This is a genomic window from Flavicella sediminum (assembly GCF_006381105.1).
Lineage (GTDB): Bacteria > Bacteroidota > Bacteroidia > Flavobacteriales > Flavobacteriaceae > Flavicella > Flavicella sediminum.
On record NZ_VDET01000002.1, the window covers coordinates 1,033,465 to 1,053,894 of the forward strand.

Below are 20,430 nucleotides of genomic sequence, written 5' to 3' on the forward strand. Positions count from 1 at the left end.
TTATGAAAAAATTAAATGCAACTTTCAAATACTTTTTACTCCTATTCCTTATGGTATCCTTTATAGGATGCGAAAAAGAAGACGATGAAGAACTTCCTGCAGTAACTGCAGAATTTACGTATAGCCTGAATGCCGAAACTGGAACTGCTCGTTTTATCAATACTTCTGAAAATGCAAATAGCTACACTTGGAGCTTTGGAAACGGAAGCACATCTACTGAAGCAAACCCAATTGTCACATTTTCTGTAGGATCGTACACCGTTACTTTAACCGCAAAAAATGTTGCCGGAGATTCTGACACTTTTGAAGACGACATCCTATATGCTATTGCGGATAATGAAGCTCCCGTAATTACACTAATTGGCGACGCTACAATGAATGTGACATTAGGAGAAACTTTTACAGATCCAGGAGCAACAGCTTCGGATAATATAGAAGGAAACCTTAGCTCTAGTATTGTCGTTGCAGGAGATGTAGTAGATGCAAATACGGCAGGAACCTATACAATTACTTATAATGTAAGCGACTTTGCAGGGAATGCTGCAACAGAAATTACTAGAACCGTTAAAGTAGCAGCAGATGCTACAGCGCCTGTAATCACATTAGTAGGTAATGCCACTATAAACCTTACTGTTGGAGATGCTTTTACAGATCCAGGAGCAGAAGCAACGGATAACAAAGACGGAGATATTACCGCTAATATTATAATTGCAGGAGATGTTGTAGATGTAAATACAGCAGGAACTTACACAATTACTTATAACGTAAGTGATGCCGCAGGAAATGCAGCAACAGAACTTACTAGAACCGTTAACGTAAATAACGCTGCAAACGGAGATGGAGATTATTTATTTGCTACCTCAGCAACGGTAACCATTCCTAATACAATTGAAGATTGGGGTTCTGGAACAACAATTGTTACCGACCATAGTGGTGATGCGACGTACAATCCTAGTATCAAACTTACTTCAGGTACAGCTTGGGGAGACGTATCGGCTTTAGCTTTTACAGGAATTGAAACAGGAAAACTTGCCGAGTATGGTATGCTTGAATTCAAAATAAAAACAACGGATTATACAACTATTAAAGTGAAAATTCCTGAAAATGAGTTGACTTTTAATATTTCAGAAGGAACAAGTTTAGCAGACGGATGGGTTCAAATGAGTCTTCCATTATCTAGTTGGAAAAATGAAGTGGCAGCAGCAGATCAATTCGCAATATTAGAATTTGGTGCTGGAACTATATTGGTTACCGATGTAAAACTATCAGGAGAACCTGACAACTCTGGCGGTGGCGGAGGAGGAACTAGTGACTGCCCTGCAGCTCCAGCTGGAGAGTTATTATCAAACGGTAACTTTGAAGCGGGTGATGTTGGATGCTGGCAATTCTTCCAAGGTTCATCAATTTCTACTACGGTAAACAACGGAGGTAGTAAATCTGCTGAAATCCAAGGGACAACGGGTGCTGCTGTCGGTTTAAAACAAGAAAGATTTGGAGCAGGTACTGTACTACCAAACACATCTTACACCGTAACCTTTGACATTATGGCCGATGGTCCATTTGGAGAAGGAGGGCTTTTAAAAGCTTTTGCTTTTTCAGAAGGTGCCGATGGTGGTAGTGTAGGTGCAACACTTCATACACTTACTGACAACACAACTGCTATTTCAACTTCATGGGAAACGAAAACGTATACGTTTACTACGCCAGGCAATGCAAATCAAGTAGAAGGAGGTATTTCATTTTTAATTGAAATAGTGAACAGTTCCGTAAAACTGAATGTAGACAACGTAGTCATCAAAAAAACTCCGTAAAAATCATTTATTAAAATTAGAACTTACTAAAAAGGACTGAACAACTAATGTTCGTTCAGTCCTTTTTTTTACCAGAACTTCGGCATAAAACACCGATTGTTCAAGGCTATTAATGCCCATATTTAAAAGATACTCTTCAAAAAACACGAAGAAAATCTAGTCTAAACTCAACTTTAAAAATAGCATTGATGAATACTATTGACACAACTTCTGCAAAAGAAAAGCGATCTCCTAATACAACGAATATGAAAAAAGGAAAACTAATTCAGTTTGAAAACGAAAGCTATTATAAAATAGCTAATAGCGATACCATGCGTCCATTTTTTATGAGCATTGTTAGCGACTCAAATCATTGGATGTTTATTTCTAGTAACGGTGGATTGTCTGCCGGTAGAAAAGACAGCGACTCTTCATTATTCCCTTATTACACCGATGATAAAATTACGGAAGCTGCTGATATTACAGGTAGTAAAACAATACTACAAATTCATCAAAATGGAAAAATATTTTTATGGGAACCTTTTTCAGAAAGACAATTGGGTATTTACAATACCACAAGAAACTTGTATAAAAATATTTATGGAAATAAAGTAATTTTTGAAGAAACGAACGAAGACTTAGGGCTAACTTTTAGATACCAATGGAATACAAGTGACAAATTCGGTTTTGTGAAAAAATCAACCTTGTTAAACAATACAGACACCTCAATTAAAGTCACTATTTTAGACGGTTTACAAAATATATTACCTGCAAGTATTACTGCAGATTTACAAAACTCACGTAGTAATTTAGTAGATGCTTATAAAAAAAGTGAATTAACGGCAAAAACTGGTGTTGCTACTTTTGGCTTAAGTGCCGTAATTGTAGACAAGGCAGAACCAAGCGAAGCTTTAAAAGCAAATATTGTATGGTCAACAGGAATTGAAAATCCAACCTATTTAATATCTTCTTTACAACTAAATAATTTCCGAAGAAAACAAGCCATTTTTCAAGAAGAAGACGTCAAAGCAGAAAAAGGAGCTTATTTTATTTCTACCGAAATAGAACTAGCAAAAAACACTAGAAAAGATTGGATGTTTGTTGCGAATGTGAATTATTCAATCGCAAATGTTATTGAAATAAATGAAGGTCTAAAAAACAATATGGAAGATCTTGTTCAAAGAGATATTGAACTAGGTACCGAGCGATTAATAGAACTAACAGGAGCTTCAGATGGATTGCAATTAACGGCAGACACTTTAACAAATACCCGTCACTTTTCGAATACGCTTTTTAACATTATGCGTGGTGGTATTTTTGACGATGCCTACCGCATTGAAAAGCAGGATTTTTTAAAATACCTTTCTTTTGCTAACAAACAAGTTTTCAAAAACAAAGAAGCACTTGTAAACACACTTCCTGAAGTTTTTTCATTACATCATATAAAAAATATTGCTAAACAAGACAAAGACAGTGACTTCAAAAGACTTTGTTTTGAATACCTGCCTTTAAAATTTAGTAGAAGACATGGAGACCCTAGTAGACCTTGGAATCGTTTTTCTATCAATACGAAAAACGAAAATGATGGATCTAAAATTTTAGACTACGAAGGAAACTGGCGCGATATTTTCCAAAATTGGGAAGCATTGGCACATTCGTATCCTGAATTTATGGAGAGCATGATTCATAAATTCTTAAACGCAACAACTTTTGAAGGTTACAACCCATACCGTGTTACCAAAGGTGGTTTTGACTGGGAAACCATTGAAGAAAATGATCCTTGGTCATACATCGGTTATTGGGGAGATCATCAGATAATCTATTTATTAAAATTCTTAGAATTTATAGAAAATCATTATCCTGGCGAACTTGAAAAGAATTTTCAACAGGATGTATTTGTATATGCCAATGTTCCTTACAGAATAAAAAGCTATGCGGACACCTTAAAAAATCCAAAAGACACCATTGATTTTGATCACAAAGGAGACCTTAAAATAAATGAAGCAAAAGATATTTTAGGAGCCGATGGTGCTTTAATTAAAGACAACAATACAGCTATATACAAAGTCAATTTAATTGAAAAATTATTGGCAACCGTATTGGCAAAAGTTTCCAACTTCATACCTGAAGCAGGAATTTGGCTAAACACCCAACGACCAGAATGGAACGACGCAAACAATGCATTGGTAGGAAATGGTGTGTCAATGGTAACCTTATATTATTTAAGAAGATTCTTAGGTTTCTTTGAAAACATTGTTGCCAAATCCACTACTGAACAAGTAGAAATTTCAGATGAATTACTGTTATTTTTCACGAGAGTACATGAAACCTTAAAAACCAATAAAACACTCCTTTCTGGCAAATTTTCTGACAAAGACAGAAAAACAGTTTTGGACGGATTAGGTTCTGCGGGAAGTGACTATAGAACAAACATTTATGACAATGGTTTTTCAAGTAACAAATCAGCGCTTACCAAAGCAGAATTAGTAGCCTTTATAAAAATCACAAAACAATATTTAGAGCATAGTATCGATGCGAATAAACGTACAGATAACTTATTCCATGCTTACAATTTAATGACCGTTGAAAATGAGCAAGAAATTTCAGTTTCCTACCTACCAGAAATGCTAGAAGGTCAGGTTTCAGTTTTGAGTGCAGGCTATTTATCTGCCAATGAAGCCTTAGACTTACTTGATGGATTAAAAGCAAGTGCCTTGTTTAGGGAAGATCAATACAGTTATATTTTATACCCAAATAAAGAATTGCCTCGTTTCGATAAAAAAAACAATATCGATGCTAAAAAAGTAGCGCAATCTGAACTGTTAAAACAATTAGACAACGACAAAAACTTTTCCATAATTGAAAAAGACGTTACTGGTAATTTTCACTTTAATGGAAATTTTAACAATGCGGAAAGTTTAAAAGCAGCTTTGGCTAATTTACCTCAAGAAAAATACAAATCACTTATAGAAAAAGATTCAAAATTAATCTTGGAAATTTTTGAAGCAATTTTTGATCACAAATCTTTTACAGGAAGATCTGGAACATTTTTCGGATACGAAGGACTTGGATCTATTTACTGGCATATGGTTTCTAAATTATTATTAGCCGTACAAGAAAATTGCTTAGCGGCTATTCATAATAATGAAAATGAAACAACAATTGGACGTTTGTTAGAACATTACTATGAAATTAATGAAGGAATTGGTGTGCATAAATCGCCTGAACTATACGGAGCCTTCCCTACAGACCCCTATTCCCATACTCCAGAAGGAAAAGGTGCACAACAACCGGGAATGACAGGACAAGTAAAAGAAGATATACTTTGTAGAATAGGAGAATTAGGTGTTTTTGTAAAGAATGGCAACATACACTTCAACCCTAGATTGTTAAGAACTGCTGAATTCTTAAAAGCTCCGAAAGTTTTTACCTACACCAATGTTAAAAAACAAGTAGAAAATATAGAACTCGCAAAAAATACGCTTTGCTTTACTTATTGTCAAATTCCTGTAATCTACTCTCTTTCCGATAAAGACACCATAAATGTAATTTACAATGACGGAACGTTACTAGAAACTTCAGCACGAAATTTAGATACGAAAACATCAGAAAAAGTATTTCAAAGAACTGGTGAAATAAATCAAATCATAGTTTCTATTAAGAAATAATATGACTGCTTTAAAAAACATACTAATATTTACAATACTGATCTCTATGCTTGGATGCAACAACAAATCGAATCAAGAAAAGAAAATCACTGCTGAAACCATTTTAGGAAATCCAGAATATTTAGCAATTTCTTATGGAGGATATCGTCAAAAATCACGTGATATACAGCCTACAATTGCAGAACTTAAAGAAGACATGAAGCTTTTGGCTGCAATGAACATAAAAGTTCTACGCACCTATAATGTTCAGTTAAAACAAGCCTCCAATTTACTCGCAGCCATTCGAGAATTAAAAAAAGAAAATTCAAAATTTGAAATGTATGTCATGTTAGGGGCTTGGATAGATTGCCAAAATGCTTGGACAGATCAAGAACCGAATCATGAAATTGAAAGCTCTCAAAATGCCGCCGAAATTGACAGAGCCGTTGCTCTAGCAAAAGCATATCCAGAAATTGTGAAGATTATTGCTGTTGGAAATGAGGCAATGGTAAACTGGGCGACAAGCTATTTTGTGCGACCAAATGTTATTTTAAAATGGGTAAATCATTTACAAGAATTAAAAAAATCTGGAGCACTTTCAAAAGATCTATGGATTACAAGTTCTGATGATTTTTCTTCTTGGGGAGGTGGCGACCCAAGCTATCATACAGAAGATTTAGAAAAACTCATCAAAGCAGTAGACTACATTTCAATGCACACCTATGCCATGCATAACTCACATTACAACCCTGGTTTTTGGTTGGTGCCTGAAAATGAAACAGAATTTTCAAAAATTGAAAAAATTGAAGCAGCTATGTTGAGAGCGCTACAATTTGCGAAAGACCAATACCAGGACATTCATACGTATATGAAAAGTTTAGGTGTAAACAAACCCATTCATATTGGAGAAACTGGTTGGGCTTCTGTTTCAAATGAACATTATGGACCCAACGGCTCCAAAGCTGCAGACGAATACAAACAAGGTCGTTACTATCAACTGATAAGGGAATGGACCAATGAAGCAAAAATTTCTTGCTTTTATTTTGAAGCTTTTGATGAACAATGGAAAGACGCTCAAAATAAATTTGGTTCAGAAAATCATTTTGGACTGATAACCTTGAAAGGTGAAGCAAAATTTCCGCTTTGGGACTTGGTAGATCAGGGAGTTTTTAAAGGCTTGACTAGAGACGGACAAGCCATCAAAAAAACATATGGCGGCAACAAAACCAAGTTAATCAATGAAGTTTTAACACCACCAAGAACGTATAATGTAAATGCACATTAATAAAGCCCCACTTAAAACCATAGAACATGAAAACAATCAAATATTATTTATCCACTTTTTTAATAATTGGTATGCTAGGTTGTAATGAAAAAGAATTATCGGTCGAAGTTTATGAAACCTCAGCCAATGGAAACAACTTAAAAAGAATCACAGAATTTACTTCTGAGGAATCTAATTCCACAATCAAAATAGTACCTAACCAAAAATTTCAAACCATTACCGGTTTCGGTGGCGCCTTTACAGAATCATCTGCATACTTATTGAACCAATTAAGTAAAAAAAACCGCGACACTATTTTAGAAGCCTATTTTTCTAAAAAAGGTGCCAATTATTCTTTAACAAGAACCCATATGAATTCTTGTGATTTCTCCTTATCTCAATATTCTTATTCTCCCGTTGAAGGAGATACAGCACTAAAACACTTTACAATTAAAGAAGATTTAGATGATTTAATTCCCATGATCAAGGACGCTCTAAAAATATCTGAAGATGGTTTTAAAATATTTGCTTCACCATGGACAGCTGCTCCTTGGATGAAAGACAACAAGGCATGGGTTGGAGGAAAATTACTTCCAGAATATTATGATACTTGGGCTTTGTTTTTTTCTAAATATATAGATGCATATAAGACGGAAGGAATTGACATTTGGGGATTTACTGTTGAAAATGAACCTCATGGCAATGGAAACAACTGGGAAAGCATGCATTTTTCGCCTAAAGAAATGACTGATTTTGTAGAATTTCATTTAGGTCCAAAATTAGAAGCCGATGGACACGGAGACAAAATTATTTTAGGCTACGACCAGAATAGAGCTGGTTTAAAAGAATGGGTAGATGAAATGTATAGAGATGAAGCTTCTTCGAAATACTTCCATGGAACCGCCATTCATTGGTATGAAAGTACCTATGATTTTTTTCCTAAAGCTTTGCAATATGCGCACCATAAGGCACCTAATAAATTTTTAATAGAAACCGAAGGCTGCGTAGATTCTCAAATTCCTGTTTGGAAAGACGATGCTTGGTATTGGAAAAAAGAAGCCACTGACTGGGGCTGGGATTGGGCCTCTGAAAAAGACAAACATTTACACCCAAAATACGCTCCTGTAAATCGATACGCCAGAGATATTATTGGCTGTTTAAACAACTGGGTTGATGGCTGGGTAGATTGGAATATGGTACTAGACACTCAAGGTGGTCCGAACTGGTTTAAAAACTGGTGTGTTGCACCTGTAATTGTAGATCCAAAAAAAGATGAGGTATACTTTACTCCTCTCTATTACACGATGGCGCATTTCAGCAAATACATCCGTCCTGGAGCAACCGTAATCGGAGTTCAAAACTCAGACAAAGAACTAATGGTAACAGCAGCTCAAAATCCTGACAACACCATAAGCATTGTCATTTTTAACGAAGGAAAAAAACCTAAAAGCTTTTCCCTTTCTCTTAATAAAACCACAACAAAAATAAATATAAGCGGACAAGCTATTCAAACCGTAGTGATTCCAAATTAATACTAACCAATCTAATTTATAATAGTATGTCAGATATAAACACACCTGCAAGAGGGAAAGTTCCATTTGGTCAAAAAGCCGCATTCGGTGCCGGTCATCTAGTACTAAATTTACTACCAGGAGCCCTAGGAATATTTATGTTCTTTTTACTAACCGCCTTTGGAATGGATCCTGTTTTAGCAGGTTTATTAGGAGGACTTCCAAGAATATTCGATGCCATTACCGACCCAATAATGGGGTTTATTTCAGACAATACGAAATCTAGATGGGGACGGAGACGACCTTATATTTTTGTAGGTGCAATATTAAGTGGTATCCTATTTGCCGTTCTATGGCAGCTAGATCCAGAAAATACACAAGCATTTAATTTCTGGTACTTTTTAATCTTCTCCATGATTTTCTTAATTGGAAATACGATGTTCGCTACTCCATTGGTTGGTTTAGGTTATGAAATGACTTCTGACTATAATGAACGTACACGCTTAATGGCCTTTTCACAAACAATTGGACAAATAGCTTGGATGATTGTGCCTTGGTTTTGGGTACTAATTGCAGATCCTGATTTATTCGAATCGCAAGCTATTGGTGTTAGAAACCTTTCCGTTATTGTAGGAATAGTCTGTTTGGTTCTTGGAGTTTTACCCGCCATTTTCTGTAGAGGAATTGACTCTGCAAACATGGAAAACAGAAAAGAAATTAATTTAAAATCTTTAGGCTCTAACATGACCGATCTTTTCAAAAGTATCGTCGAAGTTTCAAAAAGCCGACCTTTTATGAGACTTTGTGGAGCTACCTTTTTGGTATTTAACGGATTTCAACTAGTTGCATCCTTTAGCTTTTTTATTATTGTATATTATATGTTTGATGGTAGTTTTGCGGCCGCTGGAAATTGGCCTGCTTGGTTCTCTACCATAACAGCAGTAATTACGGCTTTTGCGGTGATTCCAATTATTACTAAAATTGCAAATAAATATGGCAAAAGAAATGCCTTTATCATTTCAACTCTAATTTCTATCGTTGGATACATCTTAAAATGGTGGGGATTTGAACCAGGAAACCCATGGTTAATGTTTATGCCAATTCCTTTTATGGCTTTCGGACTAGGTGGATTGTTTACCTTAATGATGAGTATGACGGCTGATGTTTGTGATTTGGATGAACTAGAAAACGGAATGCCTCGTAAAGAAGGTACTTTTGGCGCTATCTACTGGTGGATGGTAAAAATGGGACAAGCACTTGCCTTAGTATTACAAGGTTTTGTATTAAAATTTGTAGGTTTTGTTTCCGATGCCCCAACGCAATCTATAGAAACTATGACCAACTTAAGAATTGCAGATATTGTGATTCCTGCATTAACAGCCGGATTGGCTATTTGGATTATGTGGAATTATAGTTTAAGTGAAACGAAAGCTAAAAATATCAAAGCACAACTTGTTGAACGAAGAGGAGAACTTTAAGATTAAACTTTAGAAATAATCAGATAACTTTTTTATGTGCTTGAATAGAATCGAAAGGTTTTCGATATAAATCATGGTTTTTAGCTCAAAAAAAATACTCATTTTACAAATTACTATATGTAAAAAATCCGCTAAATTAAATTTTAGCGGATTTTTTGTGTGGAAATAATTTTAATTAAAACTTAAGATTCTCGTCTTTATCCCAAAGTCCCCAACAAGCACCTACATCACCTTCTGCTCCCGTTTTCCAAGACTCATCAAAAGAAGAAAAATAAAACATTTCTATGTCCTCTTCAACAGACCATTTTTGTGCATTTAAAAAGTACTTGATCGCATTTTCATAGGAAGGAATTGCACCGCCAAGCGTCTCCCCTTTATTGGTCCATCCCGTTTCCGATACAATTACTTTTTTTCCATTGGCTGCCTTTACGGCTTTGGCATACATTTCTTTCATATAAATCAAAGAATACTCTAGGCTACAACCTTCCCAATAAGGATAACAATTAGCAAAAACAACATCACAAGCATTCGTTATACGAGGATAATCAACAAATTCATAATAAGCATCCACATAACCAACAGGAACTTCTGGAATAGCGCTTTTAACTTCATTAATAAAACCTAATAGCTCTTCTTCTTCTAAATCTCCCCTATACAATACTTCATTACCAACAGCTGCTAAATCAACATAACCTTCTTTTGCAACTTTTATAAGATTGGCAATTTCTTTCTTATTTACTTCTGCATCATCACCTAACCAAGCACCCACCATCGTTTTTATGCCAAACTCATGAGCGACCCTAGGAATCATCTCATTCCCATCGGTACAAGAAAAAGAACGAATCCACTTGGTATAAGGCTGGATAATTTCCATTCTCCTTCTAATTTGTGCTTCTGAAATTAAATCCCCTGGCTCTTGACCTTCTTCATAAGGACTAAAACACAAACCGTGCATACCTGCTTTAAGCACAGTTGCAAATTTCTCTTGTAATTCTTCCGTTGATTTGTCGTTGTAATGCGCTCCTGTTAAAGACAACATGTTTTCTTTTCGTAAAGACATATGGTAAAGTTTTTTATAATAATTAAACATTGGTTATGTGTTTTGTCCCTATCAAGCATACCACACTAGCCTAGCAACAAGACCGAAATTTAACGCTATCTAACTGTATATAAACATCTTGACACTATACAACTGCTTAACAGACGAACTACATACACACAACACCCTAAAACAAAAGAGTCAGGTTCTAAGTCAAATAATACAAAATCAACAACTTGAAGTTCTAAACAAAACATTCAAGTTTCAATAAACCAAAGTAAAATAAATCCATCGTCGCGTTTTACAGATACTTATAAAGCACGCTTATCTTATGACTTTACTTTTAGATAGCTACTTCGAAAGTTTTTCAAGATCAAAACACCCTTTATTATTTCAATCAGTACCTCAAAAAAGCAAAAAAAGACGGTACAGAAAAGTAACATCTGCAGATTTCGACGAAAAAAGCGGAATTAAAAAGAAGAATTCACCTCATAAAACAAATTTAAAAATCATACAAGCCCTTAACAAATATGCTAAAAAAAATAAATGTAATGTTTACACTAAAAAAACAAACTAATGTTTACAAAACCTCACAAGGCTTTATAAGCATTGAGAAAATAATATTTTAAAAGAATCTTTTTTTTTGACGAGTACAATATGTTAAGCTTATGTATAGCTCATAAATTTTCCGAAAAGACTATACAGCGTTAACTTTAAATATTGAATTCAACCAAGAGTTGAGATTTTGAAAAAAACAATGTATTAACTACTTATATAGGTTTCAAAAACTCACTCAATCTAATTAAATACTAAAGACTCGAGACTTTAGTAAAACCAAATTAACGATTGGAAATAGCAAAATTCCTAATCAAAACTTAAACCAAAAACTAATGAAAACTAAACTTGTACTCTTTTTGTTTTTATGCTCATTTACAGCCATGTATTCGCAGCAATTACAAATTTCAGGAACAGTAATTTCTTCAGAGGATAATCTGCCAATTGTCGGAGCAAACGTTCTTATTGTTGGAAAAAACGCAGGAACAACAACTGATTTTGATGGAAACTATCAACTATCAGTAAACAAAGGTGATCAAATAGCTATCAGCTATATTGGTTTTACCTCTAAAACAGTAAACATCACCAATCAAAAAATCATCAACGTTACGCTATCTGAAAACACAGCAACCCTAGACGAGGTAGTTGTTGTAGGTTATGGTACTCAAAGAAAAAAGGAAGTTACTGGTGCTGTTGCCGTAATTAGCTCAGAAGCAATTACAAAATTAAACCCAACACGAATTGAACAAGCTCTTCAAGGTCAAGTATCTGGTGTAAATGTAACTTCAGACTCTGGTTCTCCTGGTAGTTCTTCTAGTATTAGAATTCGTGGAGTTTCTACGAATGGAGATAACAGTCCTTTGATATTAGTAGACGGAAACGTTATTGAGGATCTTTCGGTAATAAATCCGAATGATATCAAAACTATGAATGTATTGAAAGATGCAACTGCAGGTATTTATGGAGTAAGAGCCGCCAATGGTGTTATTTTAATTACCACCAAATCAGGTCGTAAAAACTCAGAATTAAAATTCTCTTTAGACTCTTATACAGGTTTTCAACAAACTAGTAAAAAAATCAATGTTCTTAATGCTACTGAATATGCTTTAATTACAAATGAAGCTGCCCTTGCAGGAGGAAACAGCCCTTTGTTTAGTAACTATGGCAATTTAGGGTATGGAACTAATTGGCAAAATGAAGTATTTTCAACGGCACCAATTTCAAGCACAAATTTAAGCGCTAGTGGTGGTACAGAAAAAGCCACATACTCATTCGGAGTTTCTTACTTAGATCAGGACGGAATTGTAGGCGGAGGAAAATCGAACTACAACAGATTGACAGCACGAGCAAATATTCAGTACGACCTTCTTGAAAATTTGAAATTGAATGCAACAGCAATTTATACGCATTCAAATAAGAACAAACTAAATGAAAATGCCTTAGGATCCGTTTTATTTAATGCCTTAAACATGAGCCCAACACTTCCCGTAAGAGAAGCAAATGGTGAATTTAGTTTAGCAGAAGGATTAGGCGGTGAAGTAATCAATCCTATTGCTCAAATGGCCAATTCCTACGACACGGATGTTATCAATAAAATAAGTGCAACTTTCGGGGCTACCTATACTTTTCTAAAAGACTTTACAGTGTCTTCAAAATTTCAATACAACAATTCAACAGTCGACATTGAAACATTTAAACCTGAAGTCAATTATGGTAGTTCAAAAGTTTTCAACGTTTCAACCAATGAATTTATCGACAATAAAGACAGCTACGAAGATTACACTTGGGACAACTACATTACCTATGAAAAATCTTTTGATGATGTTCATAATGTAAAAGTATTATTAGGTACTTCTGTATTCAAAACTACAGGAAAATATGTTGGTTTGACTGGAAGAAATTTAGTTTCTAATAATTTTTCAGATGCCAGTATCGACAATGCAGGGACTGTTACAAACAGATACAATTCTGAAGAATTAGCAAGAAATTCAAATACTTTCGACACAAGATTATTATCTTATTTCACAAGAGTTCAATACAACTACAAACAGAAATATTTATTTTCAGGAGTACTTCGTAGAGATGGATCTACAAGATTTGGACCTAACAACAGATTTGGATTCTTCCCATCAGCCTCATTAGGTTGGAATATTACCGAAGAAGATTTCTTACAAGAAAACTCTTGGTTAAATTCTTTAAAACTTAGAGCAAGTTATGGTGTTATTGGTAATGATAGAATTGCAGATTATGGCTATGTATCTACTTTAGGCGGACAAGCTATTTATGTAAGAAATGACGAGGTAACGGATGAAGATCTTTTAATAGGACTGGCAGAAGGAACTTTGGCTAATCCAGATATCAAATGGGAAGAGCAAAAAACAGCGAATTTAGGTTTTGATGCTCGATTATTAGACAATAAGATGAATATTACTTTTGATGCCTTTTCTAGAAAAACAGAAAATCTCTTATTAAGTCCACAAGTTTCAGGAATCCTTGGAGCTTCGGCACCTGGTTCAGGTACGCCTGTTGTAAATGCAGGAACCGTAGAAAACAAAGGTCTTGAATTCTTAATTGGATACAACGACCAGTTATCTGACGACTTCAGTTTTAATGTAAGTTATAATGTTACCGCTTTAAAAAACGAAGTGTTGTTTGTAGCTAGTGAAAATGGTTTTGAGCAAGGAGGTTCCTTTGGTGTAAGTCAAGAACCGCCTTCAAGAATGGAAGCTGGTGAGTCAATTGGATTCTTTTACGGATATCAAACGGACGGTGTTTTTCAAAATCAAGCAGAAATTGATGCTTCTCCAGTGACTTCAACTGCAACTTCACCTGGCGATATAAAATTTGTAGATCAAAACAAAGATGGCACCATTGATTTAGAAGATCGTGTCAACTTAGGAGATCCTATTCCCGAATTTACAATGGGATTCAACATCGGATTCAATTATAAAAATTTCGACTTTAGTAGTTCTGCTTTCGCCTCAATTGGAAACGATATCGTTAGAAATTACGAAAGAGTACAACCACAAGTAAATAGAATCAATTCTTCTTTAGGAAGATGGACCGGCGAGGGTACCTCAAACAGTATTCCAAGAGTAACGGCTGGTACTTCACCTAATAGTTTATTTTCAGATTATTTTGTAGAAGATGGATCATACTTAAGAATTCAAAACATTCAATTAGGATATTCTCTTAACGAAAACATCTTAGAAAAAGCTGGCTTAAATAAATTGAGATTTTACGTTTCGGTAAACAACCTCTACACATTTACAAATTACAAAGGTTACGATCCTTCGGCTTCCTCTGGAGATCCAATCGGAGCAGGAATTGATCAAGGTTTCTACCCTGTTCCAAGGACTTTTTTACTAGGAATGAATTTAAAATTTTAAAAACCGCGAATCATGAAAATATATAAAATTAAAACAATTGCTTTCTTTATTGCATTCGCAGCTGTTACAGCATGTAGCGATAGCTTTATTGATGTTCCCTCAAACGACCCAAACTCAGCAGAATTTTTCAATTCAGAAGAAGATTATGAAAAAGCTTTGATTGGAGCATACGACTTATTACAATCTACTTACTTAAATGTAATGCTGGGTGAAATTGCCTCTGACAATACCCTAGCAGGTGGAGAAAGTGCAAACGACACTCCAGGAATTCAGCAAATAGACGACATGATTCATACGTCATCTAACGAACAACTTAGAGATATCTGGGGTTGGATGTATGCTGGAGCCAACAGAGCCAACTATATTTTAGAATTTCAAGATAAAACAGATTTTACAGGAAAAGAAAACATCTTAGGGCAAACAAAATTCTTAAGAGCTTATTACTACTTTGAATTGGTAAAATGGTTTGGAGATGTTCCATTATCTGTAGACAAACGCATCCAATTCGGAGATCAATTTACAATAGACAGAACGCCAAAAGCTGATGTTTATGCGCAAATTGAATTGGATTTAATTTACGCAGCTGAAAATTTACCTTCAGTACAAGACTTAGCTTACAAAGTAACCAAAGGTGCCGCACAATCCTTGCTTGGAAAAGTGTATTTATACCAAAATAAATTTGATGAAGCGGCAACAGTTTTAGAAGCTGCCATTGCAGGCCCTTATGATTTGGTTGCAGATTACAATACTATTTTTGAACACGATGGCGAAAACGGAATTGAATCTGTTTTTGAAGTACAATATTCTGATGTGGCGGGTGCAGACTTTGACTGCAAACAATGTAGTTCTGGAAATATCGCGGTAGGATTTAGCGGTATACGTGCTTATGATGGACCTATATTTGATTCTGGATTTAGTTTTAATGTTCCTACACAAGAAGCCGTAGACGCTTTTGAAGCAGGAGATTTGAGAAAAGATGTTGCTATTTTAGATATCGAAGCTTGGAATACAGCCAACAACTCTACTTCTGGCGAGGGATATGAGCACACTGGGTATTTCAACAGAAAATACATTACAAGAAAAGGTGACAAAAACATTGGAGATCAAAACTTAACAAACCCTAATAATTATAGAGCTATTCGCTTTGCGGATGTTTTATTAATGGCTGCTGAAGCCAATAATAGAAAATCATCTCCAGATGATGCCAAAGCAAAAACCTACTTGAATAGAGTTAGAAGAAGAGCTTTTGGGGTTTCTGATGCTAGTTTTGACATCACAACGAATGGATCTGCTTTAACGGATGCTATTTACGCGGAAAGAAGAGTAGAATTGGTTGGTGAAGGACACCGCTTTTTTGACTTAGTACGAACAGGAAAAGCTGCACAAGAAATTGATGGTTTTGTAGCTGGTAAACATGAAGTTTTCCCTATTCCATTAATTGAAATTCAATTAGCAGGAGACAGATGGGACCAAAACCCTAATTATTAATCAATCAACCTCAACAAGATGAAAAAAATGAATTATATATACGGACTTTTATTAGTGCTGCTTTCAACGATTGCTTGTACTGACGATCTTGCTGATCTTTCTTTTGCTTCGGCAGAAAATATTCCAGCACCTTCAGAAATTAGTGCCTTGTTAACAGTTACTCAAGACAATTCTGGAATGGTCACAATTACACCAACAGGAAACAATGCCAATTCTTTTGAAATTGGTTTTGGAGATGAGAAAACAGAAACTGCAACAGTAGCATCGGGCGAAAGCACGACACATACTTACGCAGAAGGTTCTTTTGAGATTACAGTTACAGCAATGGGTTTAAACGACTTAACAGCTACGGCAAATATTCCTTTGAATCTTTCTTTTAGAGCACCTGAAAACTTAGAAATCAAAGCAGAGATTGATGCTTCAAACCCATTTAAATTAAACGTTTCTGCAACTGCAGATTACGCAGCGGCTTTCCATGTTTATTTTGACACCTCTAATACCGAAGAGGCTCCTACAGCTTTAGGAATAGATGCAATTATTGGCTATGAATATCCTACTGTTGGCGACTATACAATTAAAGTTGTAGCTCTTAGTGGTGGTTCAGAAACTATTGAAACGACGCAAAAAATTACTGTTTCTGCACCAACAAACTTACCAATAGATTTCGAAATTTTCGATGCTTCAGTATTGGCCGGATTTGACGGAGGAGTTATGACTGTAATTGACAATCCAAGTAAAAATGAAGACAATAATTCTGATAAAGTTGGACAAATAGTTAAAAATGCAGGACAACCATGGGGAGGTAATATAATTACCTTATCCGAACCTATTGATTTCTCTACTAAGAAATTCATAAAAATGAATGTTTGGTCTCCAAGAGCTGGTGGCAAAATGCTTTTTAAAGTTGAAAACATTGCGAAAGCAGAAATTGCGTATGAGCAAGAAGTTGTTTTAACAGGAAACAGTGCCTGGGAAGAAGTAACTATTGACTATAGCGATATTGACGTATCCAAAGAATACCAAAAAGTCATCTTAATTTTTGATAACGGTACTATGGGTGATGGAAGTTTAGACTTTACTTTTTATGTAGATAATATCAAATTAGCAAGTCAAAGCACATCGGGAGGAAGTATCAACTTCCCAATGAGTTTTGAAATTCCTTTCGAAACAAGTTCTTTTGATGGTGGAAATATCTCAATCATTGACAATACTAAAACCGATGGTAATAGCTCTACAAAAGTTGCTAAACTAGTAAAAGATGCTGGTCAAGTTTGGGCAGGTTCTAAAATTACAGTTCCAAACGTTTATCAATTAGAAACAGATTTCACGGTTACGTTAAATGTTTGGTCACCAAGAGCGGACCTTAGCTTATTAATGAAATTTGAAGATGCCGTTGGATGGCCTAACACTACTGCCACTCCAGAAATTACAGCAACAACAACAAAAGCTAATGAATGGGAAACCTTGACATTTAATTTTTCTGGAATCGATACTTCTATTGACTTTAACAACTTAGTTTTAATTATGGACAATGGAGCAGCTGGTGATGGGTCTGATAATTATACCATTTACTTAGATGACATATCAATTGCCTCTTTCCTTGATTTTGAACCTCAACAAGCACTAAGTAGTTTTGATGGTGGTGAAATTTCCATTATTGATAACACAAAAACTACAGGAAACGATTCTTCAAAAATAATCAAACTAGTAAAAGACGCTGGACAGGTTTGGGCAGGTTCTAAAATTACCGTTTCAGAACCTTACATTTTAACTGAAAGTACAACCATTAAATTAAAAGTTTGGTCACCTAGAAGTGGACTTAACCTATTAATGAAGTTTGAAGATGCAATTGGATGGCCAAACACAACAGCTACCGCTGAAATTACAGCTACAACAACAAAAGCTGATGAATGGGAAGAATTAACTTTTACATTCCCAACTATCGACACTAGCATTGACTTTACCAATTTAGTATTGATTATGGACAATGGTGCGGCAGGTGATGGATCAGACAATTACACGATTTACATTGACGACATAACGAAACTTTAAGACTTACATCATGAAAAACATTAAATTCATATTTCAAACAATGCTTTTAGTTAGTATATTCGTACTAACTAGTTGCGAAGAGGAAACTTACGAATTTGGCGCGATTATCGCTCCATCAAATATTCAAATAGATTCTGAAATCAAAGGTGCAACCACAAGTTTACCCTATGGAGACGGAACCGGTGAAGTTAGCTACACTGCAAATGCTGATAACGCAATAAGTTATAAATTTATATTCAATGGTAGCGAAACAATTGCTCCTTCCGGAACGCATACGTATACGTTTAGCAATACAGGAACACATATCTACAATGTAATCGTTCAAGTTATTGGAACAGGTGGAGTTATTTCGAGTTCAGCTATACAAAGTGAGGTATTGGTTTTATACGAGCCACCTGCTGAATTATTAGAAACTTTATATGGTACTGGAACAAAAACATGGAGAGTTAAAGCTGAAGGCAACAAACACTTTGGACTAGGCCCTGTTGGAGGAAATGCCGGACCTGAATGGTATGGTGCCGGACCTAACGATAAAGTTGATACAGGTATGTACGATGATCGCTATGTATTTAATAGCGATGGAACTTTTACACATTTAGTGGGTGCCGACGGAACTGTTTTTGGCAGACATACTCCAATGGTTGCAGATTTAGGACCAACTTCTGAAGCTCCAAATGGAGATGATATTGAAAACTATCCTTATGCTGATTACTCTGAAAAAATGAGCTTATCTGCACCAGGAGGAACTGAAACAATTAGCTTAACTGGTTTGGCTTTTATCGGTTATTATACAGGTGGATCTCACCAATACAAGATTGAAAGTAGAACAAGTAATGAAATTGTTTTAAGAACAACAGATGCGGCTAGTCAATTCGACTGGTGGTTTACACTAGTAGCTGAATAAATAAATTCACATAAAGAGGCGGTTCTAAAATCGCCTCTTAAAAAAAATCGTATGAAATATTTTCGAACACACACACTAGCACTCCTATTCATTATAACTACCGCTATAGCCTGTTCTTCCAATGAAGAAATTGAGGTAACAGCTCCTGACATAATTCCTTCAAACCTAATAATCGCGATTGACATTGTAGGACAACATACTGGGCAACCCAATGGCAATGGCACAGGTCAAATTAAAGTTACCGCATCTGCAACAAATGCAAGCGCTTATAAAATTCAATTTGAAAATAATATAAGTATTGAAAACACAACAGGAATTGCTGAACACGAGTATTTAAACGAAGGTATTAACAGTTATATCGTAACCGTTTTTGCATATTCTGAAACTGGAAATGCTATTAGTCAATTCAGAAAAATTACTGTTTTAAAAGAAGATGAAGCAGGGCCAGAAGAAACAGGTTTAGTTTGGTCCGATGAATTTGATACCGATGGTACTCCGGACAGTAGCAAATGGGTTTTCGAAATAGGCAATGGAGCTAATGGCTGGGGAAATAATGAAAAACAATATTACACCAATAGAAATGACAACGCGATTGTAGACAATGGGATTTTAAAAATAATCGCTAAAAGGGAAAATTACCAAGGTTACAATTTCACCTCTACAAGAATGAAAACACAAGGAAAATATAGTTTTACCTATGGAGAAGTAAAAGTTCGTGCAAAACTTCCTAAAGGAAGTGGAACTTGGCCTGCTATATGGATGTTAGGAGACAACATCACCTCAGCTGGATGGCCTTTGTGTGGCGAAATAGACATTATGGAACATGTTGGCAATAGAGAAGGACATATTTCTAGTGCCATCCACAATCAATCTGGATTTGCAGGTGGATATTATGGTGATGAGCAATATAAAGAGGATGTAACTTCTGAATTCCATGTATATGGAATTGAATGGACCCCTGAAAAAATTATTTTCAAAGTGGACGAAGTAGCACATTTTACATACCACCCAGATACCTATAATGATCATACTTGGCCTTTTTATCGTAATCAATTTTTACTTTTAAATATCGCTATGGGCGGAAACTTAGGAGGAACAATTAATAGTAGCTTTTCAGAGAGTGTTATGGAAATTGATTATGTTAGAGTTTACAAATAAACAAACATATTCACATTTTTATTTGTTAGTAATTTAGTATTAATCGTTGGGTGTAAAACCATTTCTATTTCTCCAAACAACATAACCTTTATGGGAAATAATAAAATTACCTAAGGGGCGGTTATAAAAAACGCCTATTTTATTTAAAAAATTCA

General features: G+C 35.3%; 11 protein-coding genes. 10 read left to right on the forward strand and 1 reads right to left on the reverse strand.

What is annotated here, in order from left to right; all coding sequences use genetic code 11:
- The first annotated feature begins 2 nt into the window (after positions 1-2).
- The 5 genes from FGM02_RS04635 (at position 3) to FGM02_RS04655 (ending at position 9,690) form a co-directional block, all read left to right on the forward strand.
- Positions 3-1,811, forward strand: coding sequence for an immunoglobulin-like domain-containing protein (locus tag FGM02_RS04635; RefSeq protein ID WP_139957143.1), 1,809 nt, complete (start codon positions 3-5; stop codon positions 1,809-1,811).
- Between the two features lie 188 nt (positions 1,812-1,999).
- Complete coding sequence (locus tag FGM02_RS04640; protein WP_394344433.1) at positions 2,000-5,458, forward strand: hypothetical protein; 3,459 nt, start codon at positions 2,000-2,002, stop codon at positions 5,456-5,458.
- Between the two features lie 46 nt (positions 5,459-5,504).
- Entirely contained in the window at positions 5,505-6,722 is a 1,218-nt protein-coding gene (locus tag FGM02_RS04645; protein ID WP_139957144.1) for a glycoside hydrolase family 17 protein, read from the forward strand.
- A gap of 26 nt (positions 6,723-6,748) precedes the next feature.
- Positions 6,749-8,233: a glycoside hydrolase family 30 protein gene (locus FGM02_RS04650; RefSeq protein WP_139957145.1), complete on the forward strand. Its 1,485-nt coding sequence runs from the start codon at positions 6,749-6,751 to the stop codon at positions 8,231-8,233.
- A gap of 26 nt (positions 8,234-8,259) precedes the next feature.
- Positions 8,260-9,690, forward strand: coding sequence for an MFS transporter (locus tag FGM02_RS04655; protein WP_139957146.1), 1,431 nt, complete (start codon positions 8,260-8,262; stop codon positions 9,688-9,690).
- A 175-nt stretch (positions 9,691-9,865) separates the two neighbouring features.
- Here FGM02_RS04655 and FGM02_RS04660 read toward each other — a convergent pair whose 3' ends face one another.
- The gene (locus FGM02_RS04660; RefSeq protein ID WP_139957147.1) at positions 9,866-10,750 is read right to left on the reverse strand and encodes a glycoside hydrolase family 17 protein; all 885 of its coding nucleotides are present in this window, start codon (positions 10,748-10,750) and stop codon (positions 9,866-9,868) included.
- Positions 10,751-11,619: 869 nt separating this feature from the next.
- Here FGM02_RS04660 and FGM02_RS04665 point away from each other — a divergent pair.
- From FGM02_RS04665 to FGM02_RS04685, 5 genes are read left to right on the forward strand one after another with little or no spacing between them, the layout of a single operon-like run.
- On the forward strand, positions 11,620-14,673 hold the full coding sequence (locus tag FGM02_RS04665; protein WP_139957148.1) for a SusC/RagA family TonB-linked outer membrane protein: 3,054 nt from the start codon (positions 11,620-11,622) through the stop codon (positions 14,671-14,673).
- A gap of 12 nt (positions 14,674-14,685) precedes the next feature.
- Positions 14,686-16,161: a RagB/SusD family nutrient uptake outer membrane protein gene (locus FGM02_RS04670; RefSeq protein ID WP_139957149.1), complete on the forward strand. Its 1,476-nt coding sequence runs from the start codon at positions 14,686-14,688 to the stop codon at positions 16,159-16,161.
- 27 nt (positions 16,162-16,188) lie between these two features.
- Complete coding sequence (locus tag FGM02_RS04675) at positions 16,189-18,213, forward strand: hypothetical protein (protein WP_139957150.1); 2,025 nt, start codon at positions 16,189-16,191, stop codon at positions 18,211-18,213.
- A 10-nt stretch (positions 18,214-18,223) separates the two neighbouring features.
- Positions 18,224-19,117 carry a glucan endo-1,3-beta-D-glucosidase gene (locus FGM02_RS04680; RefSeq protein WP_139957151.1) on the forward strand — a complete coding sequence of 298 codons (894 nt, stop codon included), beginning with the start codon at positions 18,224-18,226 and terminating at the stop codon, positions 19,115-19,117.
- Positions 19,118-19,168: 51 nt separating this feature from the next.
- A complete protein-coding gene (locus FGM02_RS04685; RefSeq protein WP_139957152.1) occupies positions 19,169-20,275 on the forward strand; it encodes a glycoside hydrolase family 16 protein in 1,107 nt (368 codons plus the stop codon).
- The last annotated feature ends 155 nt before the right edge of the window (positions 20,276-20,430 follow it).